Source organism: Micromonospora trifolii, assembly GCF_022229005.1.
Lineage (GTDB): Bacteria > Actinomycetota > Actinomycetes > Mycobacteriales > Micromonosporaceae > Micromonospora > Micromonospora trifolii.
Genome location: NZ_JAKKFD010000034.1, coordinates 1 through 22,471, shown reverse-complemented (window position 1 = coordinate 22,471; position 22,471 = coordinate 1). Strand labels below are relative to the sequence as shown.

Here is a 22,471-nt window from a genome sequence, read left to right as displayed (position 1 = left end):
CTCGGCGCCGGTTCCAGCCCACCCGCACTTCGCATGCTCGGGAGGCCCGCCATGGGCGATCGGACCTGGCCGCACCTGCTCAACGCGCTGCTGCGCGGTGACGAGCTTTCCACCGCCGACACCGCCTGGGCGATGGACGAGATCATGACCGGCTCGGCGAGCGCGGCGCAGATCGCCGCCTTCGCCGTGGCGCTGCGGGCCAAGGGGGAGACCCCCGCGGAGCTGGCCGGCCTGGTCGAGGCGATGCTGGGTCGGGCGGTCCCGGTGACGCTCCCCGAGGAACTGCGCCGTACCGCGCTCGACGTGGTCGGCACCGGCGGAGACCTCGCCCACACTGTCAACATCTCCACGATGACGGCGCTGGTGGTCGCCGGCGCGGGCGTCCGCGTCGTCAAGCACGGCAACCGGGCCGCCTCCTCGCTGTGCGGCACCGCCGACCTGCTGGAGTTCCTCGGCATCCCGCTGGATCTCGGCCCGGAGCAGGTCGCCCGCTGTGTGGAGGAGGCCGGCATCGGGTTCTGCTTCGCGGCCCGCTTCCACCCCGGGATGCGGCACGCCGGCCCGGTCCGTCGCGAGGTGGGCGTGCCCACCTTCTTCAACTTCCTCGGCCCGCTGACCAACCCGGCCCGGCCCCGGGCCGGTGCGGTCGGCTGCTTCGACCTGCGGATGGCCCCGGTGATGGCCAGCGTGTTCGCGGGCCGTGGCGACTCGGCGATCGTGATGCGCGGCGAGGACGGGCTGGACGAGTTCACCACCGCCGCGCCGACCCGGATCTGGGCGGCGCAGGGCGGCACCGTACGTGAGGCTGTGCTGGACGCGACGGACCTGGGGGTACCCCGGGCCACCCTCGCGGACCTGCGGGGCGGTGACGCCGCGTACAACGCGGGCGTGGCCCGTCGCCTGCTGGCCGGCGAGACGGGCCCGGTCCGGGACGCGGTGCTGGTCAACGCGGCGGCGGCGCTGGCCACCCAGGGTCCACTGGACGGCGACCTGACCGAGGCGCTGCGCGCCGGCCTGGCCCGCGCGGCCGAGTCGATCGACTCCGGCGCGGCTGCCGCGACCCTGGACCGCTGGATCGAGACCGCCACCGCCGCCTGACCTCACCACCACCCGACCCGCCGGTGCCGTCCGCGGGCGGTGTCCCGGCGGGTGATCAACTCGGGTTCCTTGAATCCGCGGTGTCTGGGCAGCTCGGATGCCCCGACTTCAATGAAGTCGAGTGGATCACGCGCGGATGCCGAGCGGCGGGTGACGTGCGCGGAGATTTGTCGGACCCGTCTGGGAAACTACAGCTGAGTAGTTCTCTGCTGCCGTCGGTGCGTCGTTGTCGCATCCGAGGGCGGTCCGCCTGGTATCCGAGAGGAGACGCCCGTGTCGCACCGCGAGCTCTACTGCGACGTCTGCGAGGGCGTGGCGCTGTTCGAGGCGCCGCCCTGCGTCGACAGCCACGGCACCGACTGTCCGGAGCTGATCTGCACCGACTGCGGCGCCGCTGTGGTGGTCGGCACGTTCGCCTTCCCGGTCACCCGGCTGCCCGCCCGCCGACGCCAGCCCGCCCGCCGCGCCGCCTGACCGCAACGCCGCCTGACCGCAACGCCACCCGAGGCGGGTGGCGCATGACCGAAGGCCCGCTCCCCCACTCGGGGAACGGGCCTTCGTCGTGCCGGGTCGGTCGCGACGGCGACCGGGTGGGTCAGTGCTCGGCGGTACGCCGGGTGCCGCTGTAGTACTCGAACAGGAGCCCGCAGGCGGAGAAGACGACGGCCAGCAGGCCGGCGCCGATCAGCCAGTACTGCCAGAACACCATGCCGAGCGCGGCGATCGCGGCGGCCAGCGCCAGACCGAACGGCCAGTAGCTGCCCGGGCTGAAGAAGCCGACCTCACCAGCGCCGTCGGCGATCTCAGCGTCCGGGCGGTCCTCCGGGCGCAGGTCGATGCGGCGGGAGACGAACCAGAAGAAGCCACCGCACATCGAGCACAGCAGGAACGACAGCAGCAGGGCGACGGTGCCGACCCACTCGACGCCGCCCGACTCCCCGTGCGTCCAGGCGCCGTAGAGGATGGTGGCACCGAAGAGGAACCCGGCGATGATCAGGAAGATACGCCACTCGGTCTTCATGCGGCTGCCTCAGCTTCCCGTGCGGGCCGGAACGTCGTCCGGGTTGAAGTTGTCCTGCGTCCGCCGCGTGTCGAACGGCTGCGTGGTCGTCGCGTACGGCTGCTCACCGATCGCGGACAGCGCATCCTGGGTGGACTTGCCGCTCTGCTTGGCCGCGAGGAACTGGTCGTACTTCTCCGGCGAGACCACCCGCAGCTCGAAGTTCATGAACGCGTGGTAGCTGCCGCACAGTTCGGCACAACGCCCGACGTAGGCACCCTCGGCGTCCAGGCTCGAGACCTCGAACACGTTGCGGATCTTGCCCGGCATGACGTCGCGCTTGAAGAGCAGCTCCGGCACCCAGAACGAGTGGATGACGTCGCGGCTGGTCTCCTCGAACCGGATGGACCGGTTGGTCGGCAGCACCAGCACCGGGATGACCTCACTGGTGCCGAGCGTCGACGCGGTGGTGCTGGCTTCCGTGCCCTGGCCGTCCCGGTAGTTGAACTGCCAGTTCCACTTGAACGCGACGACCTCGACGGTGACGTCCGGGTTCTTCGACAGCTTGTCGACGTCGGTCTGCACGATCGCCGTGTAGTAGAAGAGCACGGAGACGATCAGGATCGGCGCGATGGTGTAGAGGAACTCCATCGGCATGTTGTAGCGGGTCTGCACCGGCAGCGCGTTGCCACGCTTGCGGTAGCGCACGACGCACCAGAAGATCAGGCCCCACACGAAGACGCCGACCGCGAGCGCGGCGATGCAGGAGGCGATCCACAGGTCGTACATCCGCTTGGACTCCGGCGAGATGCCGCCCTGCGGCCAGCCGAAGCCGTGGAACGTCTGACCCACGTCACAGCCCGTGAGCAGAACGAGCAACGCCACGCCACCGAGACCGAGCCCGGCCAGGCGACCAGCACCACGCCCCCGGCGTCCACCAACCCCTGGGGAAGCGCTGTGCCGTACGGCCGACGGCCGTACCTCCGAACTCCTTGCGACCACCTGGTCCTGCCTCCCTAGCGCGCCGCGGTGCGTCTTTCCTCAGCACCCGCGGCAAAGGCGTCACCGACGGTCGCAGATTACTCGACCATGACGGACTCGGCCGTGGTGGGGTCACTGTCCGACCCCCATCGGGGGGATCCTAGGCATACCGCCGCGATACCGTAATGATCTGTGAGCGCGAGGAGTGAGCCGGGGTTGCGAGCCCCGCAGTCGCGAACGAAGGCGGGTCTGTGAGCGCATCCCCGGTCTACCTGGACGCGGCGACCGCCGCGCCGATGCATCCGGTCGCGCGGCAGGCGCTGCTGGCCGCGCTGGACGACGGCTGGGCCGACCCGGGCAAGCTGTACACGCAGGCCCGCCGGGCCCGGCAACTGCTCGACGCCGCCCGCGAGGCCACCGCGCTGACGCTCGGCGTCCGCGCCGATGAGGTCTCCTTCACACCCAGTGGTACGACAGCAGCCCACGGCGCGGTGCTCGGCGGCCTGGCGGGGCGACGTCGGGTCGGGTCGACGCTGGTGCACTCGGCGATCGAGCACTCGGCGGTGCTGCACGCGGCGGAGCGGCACGTCGACGCGGGCGGGATTGCCACCGCGGTGCCTGTCGACCGGTTGGGCCGGCTGGACCTGACGGCGTGGTCGACAGCCGTTCGGGCGCCGGGGGTCGCGCTGGCCGCGTTGATTACCGCCAGTCACGAGGTGGGGACGGTGCAGCCGGTCGCCGAGGCGGCGGCGGCGTGCGCCGACGTGGGTGTGCCGCTGTACGTGGACGCGGCGCAGTCGGTGGGCCGGGTGCCCCTGCCGGCCGGCTGGTCGGTGCTCACGGCGAGCGCCCACAAGTGGGGTGGGCCACCGGGCGTGGGGGTTCTGGCGGTCCGGAAGGGCGTTCGCTGGGAGTCACCCTGGCCGGCCGACGAGCGGGAGAGCGGACGTACCCCCGGGGTGGTGAACCTGCCCGCGGTCGTGGCGGCGGCGGCGAGTCTGCGCGCGGCGGCGGCCGACGCGGCGGCCGAGGCGACCCGGCTGGCCGCCCTGGTGGATCGGGTCCGGGAGCGGGTCGCTGCGGAGGTGCCCGACGTGGAGGTGGTCGGCGACCCGGTGCTCCGGCTACCCCACCTGGTCACCTTCTCCTGCCTGTACGTCGACGGGGAGGCGCTGTTGCACGCACTGGACCGGCGGGGCTTCGCCGTGTCGTCCGGCTCGTCCTGCACCTCGTCCACGTTGCGCCCGTCGCACGTGCTGGAGGCGATGGGGGTGCTCTCGCACGGCAACGTGCGGGTCAGCCTGCACCGGGAGACGACCGAGGCGGACGTGGAGCGGTTCCTGACCGAGCTGCCGGGGATCGTCACCGGGCTGCGCGCCGAGGCCGGGGTGGTGGGGCTGTGACGATGCCGGACGAGGTGATTGACTGCCGGGGGCAACGCTGCCCGCTGCCGGTGATCGCGGCGGCGCGACGGATGCCCGAGGTGTCGGTCGGCACTGTGGTCCGGGTGCTGGCCGACGACCCGGCGGCGGCTGTCGACATTCCCGCCTGGTGCCGGATGCGCGGCCAGGAGTTCCTCGGGTCCGTCAACGGCCCCGAAGGCCCCGCCTACGACGTCCGCCGCACCCACTGACCAACCCGACATCGCCCCACCCGGCGTCGATCATGGAGTTGTGGTGGGGGACAAAGGCCGCAAACGGCTGCCATTCGGCCACCACAACTCCATGATCAACCCGACTGGAGGGGTTACGGGAGGAGGTGGGGGCGGACTTCTTCCGCCGCGGTGTCGCCGTAGGACTCGGCGAGCCGCTTGACGAACAGGTCGCGGCGAACGTCGTACTCCTGGGTGCCGACGGTCTCCAGGACCAGCGTGGCCAGCAGCGAGCCGACCTGGGCGGCGCGCTCCAGGCCGAGGCCCCAGGAGAGCGCGGTGAAGAAGCCGGCCCGGAAGCCGTCGCCGACGCCGGTCGGGTCGACCGCCCGGATCTCCCGCGCGATCGGTACGTGGATCGGGTCGATGTGGCGCCCGGCGATCTCCACACCGTGCTTGCCCAACGTGGTGACCCGCACCTTGACCAGGTCCAGCAGTTGGTCGTCGCTGAGCTGCGCCTTGCTCTGCAGCAGCGACTTCTCGTAGTCGTTGGTCATCAGGTACTCGGCGCCTTCGATCAGCGCCACCACGTCCTCGCCGGGCATCCGGGCGAGCTGCTGGGACGGGTCGGCGGCGAAGGCGTACCCGCGGGTGCGGCACTCGGCCGAGTGGCGCAGCATCGCCTCGGGGTCGTTCGCGCCGACCAGCACCAGGTCCAGACCGCCGAGGCGGTCGGCGACCGGGGCCAGCTCGATGTTGCGGGCCTCGCTCATCGCACCGGCGTAGAACGACGCGATCTGGCACATGTCGGTGTCGGTGGTGCAGACGAAGCGGGCGGTGTGCGCCACCTCGCTGATGTGCACCGAGTCGCAGTCCACACCGTGGCGCTCCAGCCAGGAGCGGTAGTCGGCGAAGTCGGCGCCGACCGCGCCGAGCAGCACCGGGCGCAGCCCGAGCTGACCCATCCCGAAGGAGATGTTCGCCGCCACTCCGCCGCGGCGGAGCACCAGGTCGTCCACCAGGAAGGAGAGGGACACCTTGTGCAGTTGATCGGCGATGAGCTGGTCGGCGAAGCGACCGGGGAAGCTCATCAGGTGATCCGTGGCGATCGAGCCGGTGACGGCGATCTTCATGTCAACCCTCGGGGTCGGGAGCAGGGCGCGGTCAGCCTACCGGGACGGCAACCCGGTGGTCACCGCTCGGTCGGACAACGGCAACCAGCCCGCCACGGCCCCCTTCGGGATCGCTCCCAGACCGGCGCGACCGCCGACCGGCACGACGATGGGGCCGTCCCGAAGAACGGCCCCATCGTCGCTGGTGCGGGGTGTGACTCAGTTGAACGAGTCACCGCAGGCGCAGGAGCTGCCCGCGTTGGGGTTGTCGATGGTGAAGCCCTGGGCGTCGATCCGGTCGGCGAAGTCGATCGTCGCGCCGGAAAGGTACGGGGCGCTCATCCGGTCGACGACGACCTCGACGCCACCGAAGTCGGTCACGACGTCACCGTCGAGCGAACGCTCGTCGAAGAAGAGCTGGTACCGCAGGCCGGAGCAGCCGCCCGGCTGCACGGCGACGCGGAGCCGCAGGTCGTCGCGGCCCTCCTGCTCGATCAGGGCCTTGACCTTCTGCGCCGCGACGTCGGTGAGGACGACGGAAGTAGGGGCCTTGGCCTCGGTCGACTCGGTCTGCGCTGGCGTGGTCACGTGGAAGTCTCCCTGCGCGGTTTGGGTCCGGACGCACTGGCCAACGTCGCGCGCCGTCCAGTGATTCCCGGTTGTGGTCCTCAACCGATCGTACGCCGCCTTGGCCGGGCTCACCCGCGTGGCGTGACCCCCGCCGCAGGTCGGCCCTCGGTCGGGGCGGGCGCACGGGCGGTCGGGACGCTCAGCGGCTCCACTGCCGGGCCAGCCGGGCGCCCAACTCGCGCAGCCCCTCGGCGGGCCGGCTGAGCGCCGCGTCGAGCCCGCCGCCCTCCTCGCCGCCGAAGTGCTCCACCAGGCTGTACGCGTCGGTCACCCCGGCCGAGGCGGCCTCCCGCCGGCCGGTGCTCACCTGCCCGGCCACCACCACGCAGGGAACTCCCCGGTCGCGGGCGGCGCCGGCCACCCCGGCGACGACCTTCCCGCGCAGCGACTGGTGGTCGAACGACCCCTCACCGGTGATCACCAGGTCGGCGGTGTCCAGCGCGGCGTCGAGTCGGGTGGCCCCGGTGACCAGGCCGATTCCCGACTCGCAGTCGCCGCCCAGGGCGAGGAGGGCCGCGCCGATGCCACCGGCGGCCCCGCCCCCGGGCAGCACGCCGAGCCCCGCCGGGCAGCCGGCCAGGTCCCGTTCCAGCACCGCCGCGAAACGCTCCAGGGCCGCGTCGAGCAGCAGCACGTCGGCGCGGTCGGCGCCCTTCTGCGGGCCGAAAACGTTGCTCGCGCCGTGCAGGCCGAGCAGGGGGTTGTCCACGTCGGTGGCAGCGACCAGCCGGACGCCGCGCAGCCGGGGCGCGCCGTCCAGCGCGTCGACCGCGGCGAGCGCCGCCCCGCCGTACGGCAGCGCGGCGCCGCCCTGGTCGAGGGCTGTCACGCCCAGCGCGGCGAGCATTCCGGCGCCGCCGTCGTTGGTGCCGGAACCGCCCAGCCCGATCACCACGGTGCGGGCACCACTCTCCACAGCGGCGGCCACCAACAGACCCAACCCGTACGAGGTGGTGGTCTTCGGGTCGCGCTCGGCTGCGGAGAGCAGGTGCAGGCCGCACGCCTGCGCGCTCTCCAGGTAGGCGGTCGCGCCGTCGGCGGTGAGCAGGATCTCACCGGCCGCCGGCCGACCCAGCGGGTCGACCGTCGACACCGGCACCCGCCGGCCACCGAGGGCTTCGGCGAGCACCTCCACGAAGCCCGGCCCCCCGTCGGCGAGGGGCCGGATCAGCAGGTCGTCTCCGTCGGTGACGGTGCGCCAACCGGCGGCGACGGCGGTGGCCACCTCCGGTGCGGACAGGGTGCCGGCGAACTTGTCCGGGCAGAGCAGCACGCGCATGCCGAGCAGTGTGGCAGCCCACACCGAGCGGAGCTGCGTCGCGCTCGCGCTGTGGGACCATGGGCTACGTGACTTCGACCTGGGTGGAACCCTCCAACACGGCGACGGCTCTGCTGCTGCTCGGCCGGGGCAGCGACCCCGACACCGAGCGCGGCGTCGAGTGTCCGGGCGACCTGCCGGCGCCCAGCGATCCGGATCTGGTGGCCCGCGCCACCGCCGCCAAGGCGAAGCTGGGCAGCAAGGTCTTCGTGCTGGGGCACCACTACCAGCGCGACGAGGTGATCCAGTTCGCCGACGTGACGGGCGACTCGTTCAAGCTGGCCCGGGAGGCCGCGGCCCGCCCGGACGCGGAGTACATCCTCTTCTGCGGCGTGCACTTCATGGCCGAGAGCGCCGACATCCTCACCACCGACACCCAGCGGGTGATCCTGCCCGACCTCGCGGCGGGTTGCTCGATGGCGGACATGGCGGTGCTGGGCCAGGTCGAGACGGCCTGGGACACCCTGACCGAGCTGGGCATCGCCGGCGACACGGTGCCGGTGACGTACATGAACTCCTCGGCCGACATCAAGGGCTTCGTGGGCCGCAACGGCGGCGTGGTCTGCACCTCGTCCAACGCCAAGCGCGCCCTGGACTGGGCCTTCGAGCAGGGGTCGAAGGTGTTCTTCCTGCCGGATCAGCACCTGGGCCGCAACACCGCGGTGTTGGAGATGGGCCTGTCGCTGGACGACTGCGTGCTCTACGACCCGCACAAGCCCGGTGGCGGGCTCACAGCGCAGCAGCTGCGCGACGCCAAGATGATTCTGTGGCGGGGGCACTGCTCGGTGCACGGCCGGTTCACGCTGGACAGCGTCAACGACGTACGGGAGCGGGTGCCCGGGGTCAACGTCCTGGTCCACCCGGAGTGCCGGCACGAGGTGGTCACGGCCTCCGACTACGTCGGGTCCACCGAATACATCATCAAGACGATCGAGGCGGCTCCGGCCGGCTCGGCGTGGGCGCTCGGCACCGAGCTGAACCTGGTCCGCCGGCTCGCGCTGGCCCACCCGGACAAGCAGATCATGTTCCTGGACAAGGCCGTCTGCTACTGCTCGACGATGAACCGGATCGATCTGCCGCACCTGGTCTGGGCCCTGGAGGAGCTGGTCGCGGGCCGGGTCGTCAACCAGATCACGGTGGACGCCGACACCGCGCACCACGCCCGGGTGGCGCTGGATCAGATGCTCGCGCTGCCCGGCGCGGACACTCCGCCGCCGGCGGTGTCCTGATCACGATCCGTAGCGCTCTTGGTACGCAAAAGTGCCGGATCACCGATTAATGCCACACACGCCGATGTGACGGAGTCCTTTTTCGTCACCGAGGGCTATGCTGCCCAAGCGACGACACACGCGGGCCGTTTCGACATGGCCGCATCCGGGGTAGCGATGACGTTCAGGCGCCCCACCATCAACACGGCAGCACCGACGCGCTGGAGGTTGCGTTGACCGACGACGTCCTGGTTGTGCACGGAGGTACTCCGCTCGAAGGGCGGATCCGCGTGCGCGGCGCGAAGAACCTGGTATCGAAGGCGATGGTCGCCGCGCTGCTCGGCGACAGCCCGAGCCGACTGTTCGACGTGCCCAAGATCCGCGATGTCGAGGTGGTGCGAGGTCTGCTCGGCCTGCACGGCGTCAAGGTCACCGACGGCACCGAGGACGGCGAGCTCGTCTTCGACCCGGCGAACGTGGAGAGCGCCAGCACCGACCAGATCAACGTGCACGCCGGTTCCAGCCGGATCCCGATCCTGTTCTGCGGCCCGCTGCTGCACCGCCTCGGGCACGCGTTCATCCCGGATCTGGGCGGCTGCCACATCGGCCCGCGCCCGATCGACTTCCACCTCCAGGCACTGCGCGAGTTCGGCGCCACCGTCGACAAGCGGCCCGAGGGTCTGCACCTGTCCGCGCCGAACGGGCTGCACGGCACCAAGTTCGCCCTGCCGTACCCGAGCGTCGGCGCCACCGAGCAGGTGCTGCTGACCGCCGTGATGGCCGAGGGCGTCACCGAGCTGCGCAACGCCGCGGTGGAGCCGGAGATCATCGACCTGATCTGCATCCTGCAGAAGATGGGCGCGATCATCAAGGTCCACACCGACCGGGTGATCGAGATTCAGGGTGTGCCCAAGCTGCACGGCTACACCCACCGGCCGATCCCGGACCGGATCGAGGCGGCGAGCTGGGCGGCCGCCGCCCTGGCGACCCGTGGTCACGTCGAGGTGCTGGGCGCGCAGCAGGCCGACATGATGACCTTCCTGAACATCTTCCGCTCGGTCGGCGGCGAGTACGAGGTCACCGACGCCCGTGCCCCGAAGCTGGGCGACCCCGGCCAGGAGGGCGGCATCCGCTTCTGGCACCCGGGTGGCGAGCTGAACGCGGTCGCGTTGGAGACCGACGTGCACCCCGGCTTCATGACCGACTGGCAGCAGCCGCTGGTCGTGGCGCTGACCCAGGCCCGCGGCCTGTCGATCGTGCACGAGACGGTCTACGAGCAGCGGCTGGGCTACACCGAGGCCCTCAACTCGATGGGCGCCAACATCCAGGTCTACCGGGACTGCCTCGGCGGCACCCCGTGCCGCTTCGGCCGGCGTAACTTCAAGCACTCCGCGGTGATCGCCGGGCCGAGCAAGCTGCACGCCGCCGACCTGGTCATCCCGGACCTGCGGGCCGGGTTCAGCCACCTGATCGCGGCGCTCGCGGCCGAGGGCACCTCCCGGGTGTACGGCGTGGACCTGATCAACCGGGGCTACGAGGACTTCGAGGCGAAGCTCGCCGACCTGGGCGCGCACGCCGAGCGTCCGTAACCTCGGTCACCAATCGTTCGGCTACGACGGCTCCAGGTCGCACTGCGACCTGGAGCCGTCGGCCGCCGTACCGCGATGTGCACCGGTCGCGGACCGTTGGCTACCCTTGCCGCGTGCCGTCGCTCTTTCGCCGCAAGTCCACCGACCTCGTCGACGAGGCCGTCTCCTCGGTGACCCCCGAGGAGACCGCTGAGCGTCCCCGGGGTTACACCCCGACCAAGGGTCGGGAGACGCCCAAGCGGCCGACCGCCGGCCGTCGCCCGGCCGGCCCCACTCGCCCCCTCACCAAGGAGGAGGAGCGGGAGCGCCGCCGTCAACTGCGTGCCGAGGCGGCGTCGGAGTTCCGCCGCGAGGGTGGCCCCCGCGACCGTGGCCCGGAGCGGCTGCTGGCCCGCAATGTGGTCGACTCCCGGCGTACCGTCGGCACCTGGTTCTTCGGCGGCGCGCTGATCGTGCTGGTCGGGTCGAACGCGGCCATGCCGCCGCTGGTCCGGCTGATCTCCAACGTGCTCTGGGGCGCGCTGGCGCTGGGTGTGGTCGTCGACTCGGTGCTGATCTGCCGCAAGATCAGCAAGCTGGTCCGGGAGCGCTTCCCGAAGACCGGCCAGCGGATGGGCTCGCTCTTCCTCTACGCGGTCATGCGGTCGATCACCTTCCGGCGGATGCGCGCCCCGGCGCCCCAGGTCAAGCTGGGCGACAAGGTCTGACCCTCGGGCTCCCACACCTCCATGATCCGCGCGACATCCGCGAAACTGCTGCCTCAGAGATCTCCGAGGCAGCAGTTTCGCCGTAACTGCGCGGATCTTGTCGTGCGTTCATCATGCTGAACGGGTTGCCGTTGTTCGCCAGACCGAACGTTCGACCCAATGGAGCGAAGGCATGCCTTCGGAACCGGCTGCCCCGCTGGCCACCATCGCCGCCGCCCTGCGCCGGGAGCGGGAACGGGTCGGCATCTCGCTGACCGAGCTGGCCCGCCGGGCGGGGGTGGCCAAGTCCACCCTCTCCCAACTGGAGTCGGGCACCGGCAACCCGAGTGTGGAGACGCTCTGGGCGCTGGGCGTCGCACTCGGTGTGCCGTTCAGCCGGTTGGTGGAGCCCGTCGACGACGGCGTACGGGTCATCCGGGCCGGGCACGGGCCGCAGGTCCGCTCCGAGCAGGCCGACTTCAGCGGAACGCTGCTCAGCGCCGGCGCCGCGCACCTGCGCCGGGACGTCTACCTGATCAGGCTGGAACCCGGCGCGGTCCGGGCCGGGCACGGACACACCCCGCGCAGCATCGAACACGTGGTGGTCGCGGCCGGCCGGCTGCGGGTGGGGCCCGAGGCGGCGCCGGTCGAACTCGACCCCGGCGACTACGCCACGTTCCCCGGTGACGCACCGCACCGTTACGAGGCGCTCGCTCCCGGTACGTTCGCCGTCCTCATCATGGAGCATCCCTGAACGAGGACGGCGATCCCGCCGCAGCCGGGGGGTTCTCGCGTGCGGTAGGGTCGGAGTTCAGATTCGCTTATAGGACCAAATGTCCGAAACCAATGGGATAACGTTTGCGCCGGTGGGCGGCACCACAGTGGCGGTGAGCGAGCCCACGCCGTTACCCTCCAACCGCAGCCACGGCCTGCCGGAGCGGCGATCTGACCGGCACGTGCGGCCCCAGCGCGACAATTTGCAACGAGGTGACAACGCGTGAGCGAGCGGACGCGAGCCGGCCACCGGGGCGTGGCAGGCGGCGACCGGACGCCCAGCGGTCACCCGACAGCGGCTGCGGACACCTCACCGCTGGCGAGAATCGGCCCAGCGGCCGGGTGTGGCGACGGGCTCGACGGATGAACGGCCGCTACACCGACCGGTGGCCAGACCCGAACGAACCGTCCTGGGTGGGCGAGCCGACCACCGAGTGGGACCCCCAGTTCCCCGGCCAGCGCTACCCCGGCGACATCGGCATGCCGCACCAGCCGCCACCGCGCGGGCGCGCGACAGTGTCCGGCCGCGCCGAGGTACCGCCGCTCGCGCCCACCCGCCCGGACGGCACCTACCTCGGCCGGTCCTGGTCCGACGAACCACCAGCGGACCAGGCCCCTCACGGCCGATCCTGGGTGGACGACGAGCCGGGCGAGGCATCGGCCTACAGCCGACTGCGCGACGACGAGCTTTCGGCGGACAGCTCCGCCTACGCCCGGCCCGACAACGCCGACTCCCGCCACTACGACCACGAGCCGTACCGTCGTCCGCTGCCCGAGCCGCCCCGCCGCGACGAACGCCGCTCGCCCGAGTCGGACCGACGTACCGCCTGGTCCGACCGACGCCCCGACGAGCGAGGGCCCGCGCGGGAAGCCGCCTGGCACCGGGACCAGCCCACCACCGAGCGGTACGACAGCCGCCGGCCCCGGCAGGAGCCCACCGAACGGGATCGGGGTTACCGGGGCTCTCCTCCGGTCTCCCCCGCGCCCCGGCCCGAACCCGGCTGGGTGCCCGAGCCGGACGACGCACCGCGTCGGCGCGGCACACCGGAACGACAGGCAGCAGGTTACGAACGGCACCCCGGCGACGGGTACGGCGTCCGACCCACCCGCGACCACGACGGCCGCATCGCCGACGGGGTCGACCCGTGGGCGCCCGTGGACGGCCGCGCGCGATACCGCTCCGACGGGTACCCGGACCGGGCCACCGACGACCCGCGCCGCCCGGAACCGCGCTACCGCGCGGACGAGGGAATCGGCGCTGCACCCGCACCCAACGGTGGACGACGCCGACGCCCCGAGCCGGACCTGCCCGATCAGCCCCGCCTCGACGACGACCGGCGGCGGCCCGACACCGACCCGCACCGGCAGCAGCCCCGTGAGGCGGCGGCCCGCGCCGAGGCGTACCCGGACCGCCGACCCCGCGAGCAGGCCCGCCCGGACGCGTACCGCGACAACGGGTACCGCGAGGACAGCTACCGCGAGGACGCGTACCGCGAGCCCCGGCCGCAGCCGGGCCAACGGCCGGACGGCAGCCTGCCCTGGCCAGCACCGGGTCCGGTGCGCCAGGACCGCACCTCGGACCGCACCCGGGAGCCCGGCCACCGCACCGACCCGCACCGCAGCCCCGACCCGCACCGCAGCGCCGAGCCGCACCGCACCACGGACCCGTACCGCAGCGCCGAGCCGGGCGTCGCGCCGCGGCCGGCCGCCCGGCCCGAGCGGCCGGCGGCCACGCCGTCGCGGCCCGACGAGCGCCCGGCTGCCACCCCGGCCCGGTACGACGAGCGCCAGGCTGCCACTCCGGCGCGGTACGACGAGCGACCGGTGCGCCCAGCCGCGACGGCACCACCCGCCTCCGGCCGTGCCATGCCGGTCCCGCCGGTCACCCCGGAGCGACAGGTGTCGCCGGCACCCGTCTCCCCCGGTTGGGACCGACCGGTGTCAGGCGCACCGGCCTCCCCGGAACGGCCGGTGTCGCCAGCACCCGACTCACCCACCAACCGCGGCTGGGACCGACCGGTGTCAGGCGCACCGGCCTCCCCGGAACGGCCGGTGTCGCCGGCGCCTGTCTCCCCCGGTTGGGACCGACCGGTGTCAGGCGCCCCGGCCTCCCCGGAACGGCCGGTGTCGCCAGCACCCGACTCACCCACCAACCGCGGCTGGGACCGACCGGTGTCGGGCGCCCCCGTCTCCCCTGCCGCGCCCGACTGGGACCGGCCGGTGTCGGCCGCCCCGGTTTCCCCCGCCTCGGACCGGCCCGTCTCGGGCCCACCCGCCGCGCGCCTGCGGCTGGAGTACCTGCCCGCGCCGGTGGACCCGCCCGTCGCCGACGAACGCCCGGATGCCCCGCCAGCATCGGGACGCCGGCCGCTGGCCGAACCGCCACCGGCATCCGGCGCGCATCCCGCACCGCCGCCGCGTTACCCCGGCCCGGACACCAGGGACCGTCCGGCGGACCAGCGGCGCGGCGAGGAGCCGGGCCCGGACCGCCGTCGGGTCGGCGACCCGTCGGCCGGCACCCCAGCGACCGACCGCCGCCCGGTCTCCCCCGACCGCTCGTCCCCCGCGGAGCGGCAGCACCCCGCCGATCGACAGGCCGCGCCGCAGCGTCCGGCCGCGCCGCAGCGCCCGTACTCGCCGGAGCGACAGGTCCCGACGGCGGACGCCCGCCCGTCGGTGGCCCCGCCACCCACCTGGCAGGCACCGCCGCCACCGGCGACCCGACCCGACCCGAACCCGGCCGACCCGACCCGCGCGGTTCCGGCTCCGGCGGCCTCGCAGCCGCCTGCGGCGGAGGTCCAGCCGCCTGCGGCGGAGGTCCAGCCGCCTGCGGCGGAGGTCGCGCCGCCGCTCCCGCCGGCCCCCGGTACGCCACGCCGCTACGTACCCCCACCGCCCTCGAAAGAGCCGGTGGCGGCCGTTCACGAGCCGGACGACGTCCCGGGCACCCGCGGGCCGGATGCGTGGTTCAGCCCCGCTCAGCCCGCCGAATCCGACCAGGGCGAGCCGACGACGGACGAGCGGTCGTTCGACCCGGTCGACGACGAGCCGACGGCCGGCGACCCCGACCTCTCCGCGACACCTGTCGCACCGGACGCGCAGACGTCGACGCCGGCGGCCGACACCCACGTCGACGTGGCCGACGAGCACGCCGGCGGGTCGACATCGGACGACGCCTCCGACCCGGTCTCCGCGCCGCCCGCCCATCCCGTCTCCGGTGCCCCCCGGCTCTGGGCGGACGACCTGGACGACGCCCCGCAGCCCGCTCTCGACACGGGAATGCTGGACGGCGACCAGCCCGTCTCCGGCGCACCTGTCATCGCAGTCCCCCACCAGCCGGTCGAGGCCGACCTCGAAGCCGAGGTCGACCGGCAGCCCTTCACCGCTTCGCCCGACGACGACACCGATCCGGTCGAGCACGACCCGACGGACGAACTCGCGCCACCCGACGAGCCTGCGGACGCGATCGTCGATCCGACTACCAGCCCGGCGGACGATCCGCGAACCGACGAGTGGCCGGGCGAGGCGGCGCCATCCGTGACGTCTGCGGACGACACGAGCCCTCCCGTCTCGGCACCGCCGTTCTCGGCACCGCCCGCCTCGGTCACGCCGGTCTCCGCTCCCCCGGCGCCGCCGGTATCGGCTCCGCCCGCGGCACCCGTCTCGGCGCCACCAGCGTCCGCGACAGCGCCCATCTCCGCGCCACCAGCGCCGACGGCAGCGCCCGTCTCCGCGCCGCCCCTCTCCACCGCGCCCGTCTCCGCGCCACCAACGCCGACCGCGGCCCCGGTGTCCGCACCGCCCGCCTCGGCGCAGCCGCACTCCGAAGCACCCGTCTCCGCACCGCCAGCACCCGTCTCCGCACCACCGGCCTCGACACCACCGCCCGCCGCGGCGCCCGTCTCCGGGCCGCCGGCGTCGGTGGTGCCGACGTCCGGGCCACCCGCCTCGGCCGTACCCGGCCCGAGGAGCGGCTCGGACGGGGGGAACGAGCCGGTGTCCGCGCCACCCGACGACGCACCGCCGGTGGTGACCCGCCCGTCGCTGGCCGACCCGGGCGACCCGGAGCAGGTGCTGGCCGCGTACCGGTGGCGGTTGGACCCGGTGACCCTGCGCGAGGAACTGACGGAGCCGGACGACCTGCGGGCCATCCGGCGGCGGCTGACCGAGAAGTTGGGCTCGGCGGTCGACAACCGTGCCCGGGCCCGGCTGCTCAGCCTGCGGGCGGTCGCCTCGCGGATTCTCGGCGACCTGGACGACGCGCTGGCCGATGGTCGGCTCGCCCTCACCTACGCCGAGGCCACCGGTGAGCTGCGCCGGACCGCGCTGGCCCAGGCCCGGCTGGCCCACGTGCTGCGCTGGCGCGGCCACTTCGCCGAAGCCGACCAGCTCTTCACCCAGGCCAACTCGGTGGAGTTGCCCGACCGGTTGCGGGCCGCGCTGCACGAGCACGCCGGGCGGTCGTGTTACGACCAGGGGCGGCTCATGGAGGCCTGCGAGCACTTCGAGAAGGCGCTCGACCTGCGCGGCGCTGGCGACGCCGAACTGCTCGACCGGGTCCGGGTGGCCCTCGACGCGGTCACCGTCCGGGCCGAGGCGGATGGCTTCGGGCCGTACCCCAGGGGTCGGGACGAGGTGCTCGACCGGGACCGACCCCCGTTGCCGGACCGGGACGGGCCGCTGTGGGGTTACACCAGCCAGGACGGCGACGTGGTCATCCCCGCCCGGTACGCCGAGGCGCAGCCCTTCCACGACGGGTTGGCCTGGGTCCGCCGGCCGGACACCGACCGCTGGTCGCTGATCAACCTGCTCGGTACGACGGTGATCCCGCCGTCCTTCCGGGCCGCGCATCCGTTCAGCGACGGCCTGGCCTGGGTGGTCGGCGAGGGCGGTTGGACGGCGATCGACGCGACCGGGGCGGTGCAGGTAGCGCCGAACTTCGCCGAGGTACGGCCGTTCCGGCGCGGGCTGGCCGCGGTGCGGCGCGAGGGGTGGGGGGCTGTCGACCGGACCGGTCGGGTCATCGTGCCCACCCGCTACCACGGCTTCGTCACCGAGTTGGCCGACGGCCAGCAGATCGACGGTTTCACCGACGAGGGGCTCGCCGTGGTCGACGTGGCGGGTCGGCGGGGCGTGGTGGACCGCACCGGCACGGTGCTGGTGCCGCCGGCGCACCCGATGCTGGTCATCCACCCGGTGGCGTTCCTGGTCGAGAACGACAACGGGCGGTGGGGCGCACTGGACCGGCGCGGCGTGCCACTCATCGACCCGGTGCACCGCGATCGCGCCGAGGTGCTGGAGGAGATCGACCGGCTACTCACCGACGCCAACCCGGTTCTCTGAGTCAGCGGTCGCCACCGTTGATCCACTAGAGCTAGGGTCGGTACATGGAATTCCGACACCTGGGCCGTTCCGGCCTGATGGTCAGCGAGATCTCGTACGGCAACTGGATCACCCACGGTTCGCAGGTCGAGGAGGACGCCGCCTTCGCCTGCGTCCGGGCCGCTCTCGACGCGGGGATCACCACCTTCGACACCGCCGACGTGTACGCCGGCACCCGGGCCGAGGACGTGCTCGGCCGAGCGCTGGAGAACGAGCGCCGGGAGGGCCTGGAGATCTTCACCAAGGTCTACTGGCCGACCGGGCCCGGCCGCAACGACCGTGGCCTGTCCCGCAAGCACATCATGGAGTCGATCAACGGCTCGCTGCGCCGGCTGCGCACCGACTACGTGGACCTCTACCAGGCCCACCGCTACGACTACAACACGCCGCTGGAGGAGACGATGGAGGCGTTCGCCGACGTCGTCCACTCCGGCAAGGCGCACTACATCGGGGTCTCCGAGTGGACCGCCGAGCAGCTGCGCGCCGCCCACCCGCTCGCCCGGGAGCTGCACATCCCGCTGGTCTCCAACCAGCCGCAGTACTCGCTGCTCTGGCGGGTCATCGAGACCGAGGTCGTGCCGGCCAGCGAGGAGCTGGGCATCGGGCAGATCGTCTGGTCGCCGATGGCGCAGGGCGTGCTCTCCGGCAAGTACCTGCCGGGCCAGCCGCCGCCGGCCGGTTCCCGCGCCACCGACGAGAAGTCGGGTGCGGGCTTCATCTCCCGGTTCATGAACGACGACGTGCTGACCCGGGTTCAGCAGCTCAAGCCCCTCGCCGAGCAGGCCGGGCTCAGCATGGCCCAGCTCGCCGTGGCGTGGGTGCTGCAGAACCCGAACGTCTCGTCGGCGATCATCGGCGCGTCCCGCCCCGAGCAGGTGCACGACAACGTGAAGGCGGCCGGGGTGAAGCTCGACGCCGACCTGCTCCAGGCGATCGACGACATCGTCGGGCCGATCGTCGAGCGGGACCCGGCGAAGACCGAGTCCCCCGCGCAGCGTCCCTGACGCCGTTGCGGCCCGGTCGGCGCGAAACCCTCGCGCCGACCGGGCCGGGTCAGCTCTGCCCGCCGCTGGGCCGCGGTCAGCTCTGCCAGAAGCGGATCAGCTCCAGGCCGGTGGCGTAGAGCCACGACGGCAGACCGAGCAGGTCACCGACAGCGAAGACCGCGTCGAAGAACCAGCCGCCGATGCGCGGGTTCCACAGCAGCGCGAAGAGCAGGATGAAGCCGTACGGCGCGAACAGGTCGTACATCTTGCGCCACTGCGGGTTGAGCCACGGCTGGATCATGTTGCCGCCGTCCAGGCCGGGCACCGGCAGCAGGTTCAGCACGCTGGCGGTGAGCTGGAGGAAGGCGAGCAACGCCACCCCGGCCCAGAACTCCACCGGCCCATCCGACTGGGCGCCGAGCCGCACCACCGCCACCAACACCAACGTGAACAGCACGTTGGTCGCCGGGCCGGCGAGGCTGACCAGGGTGTGCCGTAGCCGACCCGGAATGGAGTGCCGGTCCACCCAGACCGCGCCACCCGGCAGGCCGATGCCGCCGAGCAGCACCACCACGACCGGCAGCACGATCGACAGCAGCGGGTGGGTGTACTTGAACGGGTTGAGCGTCAGATAGCCGCGGTGGGCGATGTCCCGGTCGCCGGCCCGGTAGGCGACCACCGCGTGGGCGTACTCGTGCAGGCAGAGCGACACCAGCCAGCCGGACACCACGAAGAGGAACACGTTGAACCGGACGTTGCCGTACCCGTTCCAGGTCAGCACCCCGCTGACCGCGAAGAGCGCGACCAGGCCGAGGAAGACCGGGCTGGGCCGGAACGCCGCCTTGGGTACGCCGAGGACCAGCCCGTCACCGCCCGGGCGGTCGTAGGCCATCACTCGGCCGTGGGCAGCAGGCTCATCCGGTAGTCCACCCGGTCGTCCTCCATGAGCGCGACCGAGGTGACGCCGGACGCCGCGAGCTCCCGCCAGGTCTGACCGATCCAGGATTCGGCGTCGGCCTGGCTGCCGAACGACTCCGCCGGTCCCTCGACCGTCTGGCCGTCCGTGCCCTCGTACCGCCAGCTCCACGCCATGCCGCGTCTCCCCTCGCCGCTGAAGTCCCCGTGGGACGAACCCTCGCCAGCGTAGTCGGCCCGGCGCGCAACGGCCGCTCGCTCGCCCCGGCGGGGCCGACGGGGTGGATCAATCCGATCGACGCCGGCCGGTACGGTGGCTCGGTGCTGACACGGGGAGTGCTGCTTGGCGACCGGTACCGGCTGGGCGAGCGGGTGGCGACGGGGGGAATGGGGGCGGTCTGGCGCGGCACTGACGTGCTGCTGGAACGCGAGGTCGCAGTGAAGGTGCTGCTGCCGTCGCTGGTGGCCGATCCGGAGTTCACCGCCCGGTTCCGGGCCGAGGCGCGGATGCTGGCAGCGCTGCGGCACCCCGGCGTAGTTCCGGTGCACGACGTGGGGCAGGCCGCGCTCGACGACGGCAGCCAGGTCGACTACCTGGTGATGGAGTACGTCGAGGGCGAGCCGTTGTCCGCCCGGGTGCGCGCGGTCGGGCGGCTGGATCCGGCCACCACCATGTCGGTGCTGGCCCAGGCCGCCGACGCGCTGCACACCGCCCACCTCGCCGGCATCGTGCACCGGGACGTGAAGCCGGGCAACCTGCTGGTCAAGGCCGACGGCACTGTGGTGCTCGTCGACTTCGGCATCGCCCGGTCCCGCGACATGGCCGGGCTCACCGCCGCGAACATGGTGCTCGGCACCGCGTCGTACATGTCTCCCGAGCAGGCCACCGGGCAGCCGGTCTCGGCCGCCACCGACATCTACGCGCTCGGCGCGGTGGCGTACTTCTGCCTTGCCGGGCAGCCGCCCTTCCACGGTGACAACCCCCTCGCGGTGGCGCTGCGGCACGCCCAGGAGGATCCGGCGGCGATGCCGGCGGACACCCCACCGGCGGTTGCCGCAGTGGTGGCCCGCGCGCTGGCCAAGCGTCCGGAGGACAGGTTCGGCAGCGCGGCTGAGTTGGCCGCTGCCGCCGCAGATGCCCGCGACGCGACCCTGGCGAGCATTCCGGTGTCGGCCCGCCCACCGTGGGCGCTGGCCGCCCCCAACCCGGGCGCCGCAGCTCCCCCCACGCCGCCGGCCGGCCCGGCTGCCGTTCCGCCGTCCGCCGCGCCGGTGTCGGCTGGGCCCGCCGTGCCGCGCCCACCGGCGAGCGTCGCGACCGAACCGACGACCGAGCCGAAGCCGACCCGGGAGGACGCGCTCGGAAGCGGGCCGTCGAGCCGACGCCGGGCACTGCTGGTCGGGGCCGGCGCGGTCGTCCTCGTCGCGGTGGCCGTGGTGGCCGTGGTCGCGTTGCGACCCAAAGCCAACCCGGATGCGGCGGACCGGCCACCCGCGCTGGCCGGCGAGTCGGCGGCGGTCGCCGACGCTCCGCTGCCGCCCGCAGAAGCGACCACCACCGGGCCCCGGCCCAGCGCGACGCCGGGCGCCAGCCGCACCGCGACGGCCGACCCGACCGGGTCCCCCGCCGACGCGACGACCAGCAGCGACCCCGCCCCCACCGGGGCACCGGGCGGCACGCCGACCGGTACGGCCAGCAGCCGACCGACGCCCAGCCGCACCCCGTCCAGCCGGCCCAACCCGTACACGGCGGCACAGGCGTGCGGCAGCGGCTACCAGGTGATCGACTCGGCGACGCTGACCGGCGGAGACGGGCAGCGCAAGGGCCGGGTCTTCCTGCTCTTCCACGCCGGCACCGGCACCAACTGCGTCGTCACCCTCAAGGACACAGCGGTCGGCGCGAAGTCAGCGGCCTCGGCGTACCTGGAGGTGCAGGGGCGGGCGCGCGGAACCGACAGCGGGTCCTTCGACTACTACGCCGGGCCGGTGCGGGCCAGCGCCGCCGGGACGTGCGTCAAGTGGGGCGGCTCCACCGGCGGGGTGAGTTACGGCAGCGGGTTCGAACACTGCGACTGAACGGCGGCGAGCACCGGGCCGGCAGGCACCGCGACCCTGGGCGGCCTTAAGGTACGGGCATGTCCGTAGACGGGTGGAACACGGTCCTGGTGCTCGGCGGTATCCGGTCCGGCAAGTCCGAGTTCGCCGAGTCCCTGGTCACCGACGCGCCGGTGGTCCGCTACGTCGCCACCGCTCCCGAGGGCGACCCGGAGGACACCGAGTGGGCGACCCGGCTGGCGGCGCACCGCGCCCGACGGCCGGGCAGCTGGACCACCGAGGAGACCACCGAGGACCCGCGCCGGCTGGCCGACGTGCTCGAGTCCGCCGAGCCCAACGAGATGGTGCTCGTCGACGACCTCGGCGGCTGGGTGACGGTGCTGCTCGACCCGGACCACCAGCCCGCCGACGACGTGGCGACCATCGCCGAGCTGGCCGAGGCGATCCGCGGGTGTGCCGCCCGGGTGGTGCTGGTGAGCCCCGAGGTGGGGCTGTCGCTGGTGCCGACCACCCCGCTGGGCCGGGCGTTCACCGACGCGTTGGGCGCTGCCAACCGCGCCGTCGCCGACGCCTGCGACGCGGTGGTGCTGGTCGTCGCCGGTCAGCCGGTCTGGCTCAAGTCAGTCGCCAGCGCGACCGAATCGCCCGCTCCCTCCACCGTGACCGAGCCGACGGCCGCTGCCAGCGCAGCGGTGGTGGCGAGCCTGGCCGACAGCGAGCCGACCCCCGAGGTGCAGCTGCCCGACGTGCTGACCCATACGCCGCCGGCCACCCCGACCGCGGAGCCCAGCACCCCGTGGGCCGCACCGACAATGGCGCTGCCGATGGTGGCCACCGGGCTGGTCATCCAGCCCGGCATGGAACTGCCGATGCCCGACGAGTACGCCGGCCCGCAGGCGGTGGACCGGCTGGCCACGCTGGACGTACCGGGCGCCGGACTGGGCGTGCTGGACCGGGTGGTGGGCTTCGCCGCCGCCACCCAGGGCACCTCGACCCCCGCCGCCTGGGGCTCGGTGCGGGTGCTGCTGCTGCACGGCGATCACGCCGGCGGCGCGGCGGCCGGCACCGTCGCCGGTGAGTCGGCGCGCCGTGCCGCGCAGGCCCGCGCCGGCCAGGGCGCGTTGGCACGGCTGGCCGCCGAGGGCG

19 protein-coding genes are annotated in these 22,471 nt (G+C 73.2%); 12 read left to right on the top strand and 7 right to left on the bottom strand.

The features are described 5' to 3' along the window. Positions 1 to 51 precede the first annotated feature (51 nt). Together trpD and NIE79_RS20360 are read left to right on the top strand one after the other, a co-directional pair. On the top strand, positions 52 to 1,098 hold the full coding sequence (gene trpD / locus NIE79_RS20365; protein ID WP_238680075.1) for an anthranilate phosphoribosyltransferase: 1,047 nt from the start codon (positions 52 to 54) through the stop codon (positions 1,096 to 1,098). A 273-nt stretch (positions 1,099 to 1,371) separates the two neighbouring features. Next, positions 1,372 to 1,572: a hypothetical protein gene (locus NIE79_RS20360; RefSeq protein ID WP_238680074.1), complete on the top strand. Its 201-nt coding sequence runs from the start codon at positions 1,372 to 1,374 to the stop codon at positions 1,570 to 1,572. A gap of 121 nt (positions 1,573 to 1,693) precedes the next feature. Here NIE79_RS20360 and NIE79_RS20355 read toward each other — a convergent pair whose 3' ends face one another. Both NIE79_RS20355 and ctaC read right to left on the bottom strand, forming a co-directional pair. Continuing rightward, positions 1,694 to 2,119 (bottom strand): cytochrome c oxidase subunit 4, encoded by a 426-nt coding sequence (locus tag NIE79_RS20355; RefSeq protein ID WP_196918976.1) that lies wholly within the window; start codon positions 2,117 to 2,119, stop codon positions 1,694 to 1,696. A 9-nt stretch (positions 2,120 to 2,128) separates the two neighbouring features. Next, positions 2,129 to 3,100 (bottom strand): aa3-type cytochrome oxidase subunit II, encoded by a 972-nt coding sequence (ctaC, locus tag NIE79_RS20350; RefSeq protein ID WP_238680073.1) that lies wholly within the window; start codon positions 3,098 to 3,100, stop codon positions 2,129 to 2,131. A gap of 230 nt (positions 3,101 to 3,330) precedes the next feature. On the opposite strand from ctaC, the gene NIE79_RS20345 reads away from it, so the two are divergent. Both NIE79_RS20345 and NIE79_RS20340 read left to right on the top strand, forming a co-directional pair. After that, on the top strand, positions 3,331 to 4,482 hold the full coding sequence (locus tag NIE79_RS20345; protein WP_238680072.1) for a cysteine desulfurase family protein: 1,152 nt from the start codon (positions 3,331 to 3,333) through the stop codon (positions 4,480 to 4,482). Continuing rightward, positions 4,479 to 4,712 (top strand): sulfurtransferase TusA family protein, encoded by a 234-nt coding sequence (locus NIE79_RS20340; protein ID WP_238680071.1) that lies wholly within the window; start codon positions 4,479 to 4,481, stop codon positions 4,710 to 4,712. Before NIE79_RS20345 ends, NIE79_RS20340 begins: the two co-directional genes overlap by 4 nt. A gap of 113 nt (positions 4,713 to 4,825) precedes the next feature. Here NIE79_RS20340 and NIE79_RS20335 read toward each other — a convergent pair whose 3' ends face one another. The 3 genes from NIE79_RS20335 to NIE79_RS20325 form a co-directional block, all read right to left on the bottom strand. After that, positions 4,826 to 5,803 (bottom strand): carbohydrate kinase family protein, encoded by a 978-nt coding sequence (locus NIE79_RS20335; RefSeq protein ID WP_238680070.1) that lies wholly within the window; start codon positions 5,801 to 5,803, stop codon positions 4,826 to 4,828. A gap of 198 nt (positions 5,804 to 6,001) precedes the next feature. Then, complete coding sequence (gene erpA, locus NIE79_RS20330) at positions 6,002 to 6,370, bottom strand: iron-sulfur cluster insertion protein ErpA (protein ID WP_091407494.1); 369 nt, start codon at positions 6,368 to 6,370, stop codon at positions 6,002 to 6,004. Between the two features lie 181 nt (positions 6,371 to 6,551). Then, the gene (locus NIE79_RS20325; RefSeq protein WP_238680069.1) at positions 6,552 to 7,691 is read right to left on the bottom strand and encodes a glycerate kinase family protein; all 1,140 of its coding nucleotides are present in this window, start codon (positions 7,689 to 7,691) and stop codon (positions 6,552 to 6,554) included. A 68-nt stretch (positions 7,692 to 7,759) separates the two neighbouring features. Between NIE79_RS20325 and nadA the strand changes: the two genes are divergently transcribed. The 6 genes from nadA to NIE79_RS20295 all read left to right on the top strand — a co-directional run bounded on the left by nadA (position 7,760) and on the right by NIE79_RS20295 (position 18,373). Then, a complete protein-coding gene (gene nadA, locus NIE79_RS20320; protein WP_238680068.1) occupies positions 7,760 to 8,959 on the top strand; it encodes a quinolinate synthase NadA in 1,200 nt (399 codons plus the stop codon). 200 nt (positions 8,960 to 9,159) lie between these two features. Continuing rightward, on the top strand, positions 9,160 to 10,527 hold the full coding sequence (gene murA / locus NIE79_RS20315) for a UDP-N-acetylglucosamine 1-carboxyvinyltransferase (protein ID WP_231392814.1): 1,368 nt from the start codon (positions 9,160 to 9,162) through the stop codon (positions 10,525 to 10,527). 113 nt (positions 10,528 to 10,640) lie between these two features. Then, positions 10,641 to 11,234 (top strand): DUF3043 domain-containing protein, encoded by a 594-nt coding sequence (locus NIE79_RS20310; RefSeq protein WP_238680067.1) that lies wholly within the window; start codon positions 10,641 to 10,643, stop codon positions 11,232 to 11,234. A 172-nt stretch (positions 11,235 to 11,406) separates the two neighbouring features. Continuing rightward, a complete protein-coding gene (locus tag NIE79_RS20305; RefSeq protein WP_238680066.1) occupies positions 11,407 to 11,967 on the top strand; it encodes a helix-turn-helix domain-containing protein in 561 nt (186 codons plus the stop codon). A 383-nt stretch (positions 11,968 to 12,350) separates the two neighbouring features. After that, positions 12,351 to 17,330, top strand: a complete 4,980-nt coding sequence (locus NIE79_RS20300) for a WG repeat-containing protein (RefSeq protein ID WP_238680065.1) — start codon at positions 12,351 to 12,353, stop codon at positions 17,328 to 17,330. A 44-nt stretch (positions 17,331 to 17,374) separates the two neighbouring features. Next, complete coding sequence (locus NIE79_RS20295; protein ID WP_238680064.1) at positions 17,375 to 18,373, top strand: aldo/keto reductase family protein; 999 nt, start codon at positions 17,375 to 17,377, stop codon at positions 18,371 to 18,373. Positions 18,374 to 18,449: 76 nt separating this feature from the next. On the opposite strand, the gene NIE79_RS20290 is transcribed toward NIE79_RS20295, so the two are convergent. After that, on the bottom strand, positions 18,450 to 19,247 hold the full coding sequence (locus NIE79_RS20290) for a site-2 protease family protein (RefSeq protein WP_238680063.1): 798 nt from the start codon (positions 19,245 to 19,247) through the stop codon (positions 18,450 to 18,452). Further along, entirely contained in the window at positions 19,247 to 19,447 is a 201-nt protein-coding gene (locus NIE79_RS20285) for a hypothetical protein (protein WP_088949470.1), read from the bottom strand. The genes NIE79_RS20290 and NIE79_RS20285 overlap by 1 nt, the downstream gene beginning before the upstream one ends. A 144-nt stretch (positions 19,448 to 19,591) precedes the next feature. Here NIE79_RS20285 and NIE79_RS34275 point away from each other — a divergent pair, with 144 nt between their 5' ends. After that, the gene (locus NIE79_RS34275; protein WP_238680062.1) at positions 19,592 to 21,346 is read left to right on the top strand and encodes a serine/threonine-protein kinase; all 1,755 of its coding nucleotides are present in this window, start codon (positions 19,592 to 19,594) and stop codon (positions 21,344 to 21,346) included. A 59-nt stretch (positions 21,347 to 21,405) separates the two neighbouring features. After that, a partial coding sequence (gene cobU, locus NIE79_RS20275) for a bifunctional adenosylcobinamide kinase/adenosylcobinamide-phosphate guanylyltransferase (protein ID WP_238680061.1) occupies positions 21,406 to 22,471 on the top strand: 1,066 nt, incomplete at its 3' end.

Bases quoted from the DNA above. Each gene is read 5' to 3' on its own strand.
- trpD (WP_238680075.1), top strand. From the start codon at position 52: ATGGGCGATCGGACCTGGCCGCACCTGCTCAACGCGCTGCTGCGCGGT.
- NIE79_RS20355 (WP_196918976.1), bottom strand. From the start codon at position 2,119: ATGAAGACCGAGTGGCGTATCTTCCTGATCATCGCCGGGTTCCTCTTC.
- NIE79_RS20335 (WP_238680070.1), bottom strand. From the start codon at position 5,803: ATGAAGATCGCCGTCACCGGCTCGATCGCCACGGATCACCTGATGAGC.
- NIE79_RS20325 (WP_238680069.1), bottom strand. From the start codon at position 7,691: ATGCGCGTGCTGCTCTGCCCGGACAAGTTCGCCGGCACCCTGTCCGCA.
- NIE79_RS20305 (WP_238680066.1), top strand. From the start codon at position 11,407: ATGCCTTCGGAACCGGCTGCCCCGCTGGCCACCATCGCCGCCGCCCTG.
- NIE79_RS20300 (WP_238680065.1), top strand. From the start codon at position 12,351: ATGAACGGCCGCTACACCGACCGGTGGCCAGACCCGAACGAACCGTCC.
- NIE79_RS20295 (WP_238680064.1), top strand. From the start codon at position 17,375: ATGGAATTCCGACACCTGGGCCGTTCCGGCCTGATGGTCAGCGAGATC.
- NIE79_RS20290 (WP_238680063.1), bottom strand. From the start codon at position 19,247: ATGGCCTACGACCGCCCGGGCGGTGACGGGCTGGTCCTCGGCGTACCC.
- NIE79_RS20285 (WP_088949470.1), bottom strand. From the start codon at position 19,447: ATGGCGTGGAGCTGGCGGTACGAGGGCACGGACGGCCAGACGGTCGAG.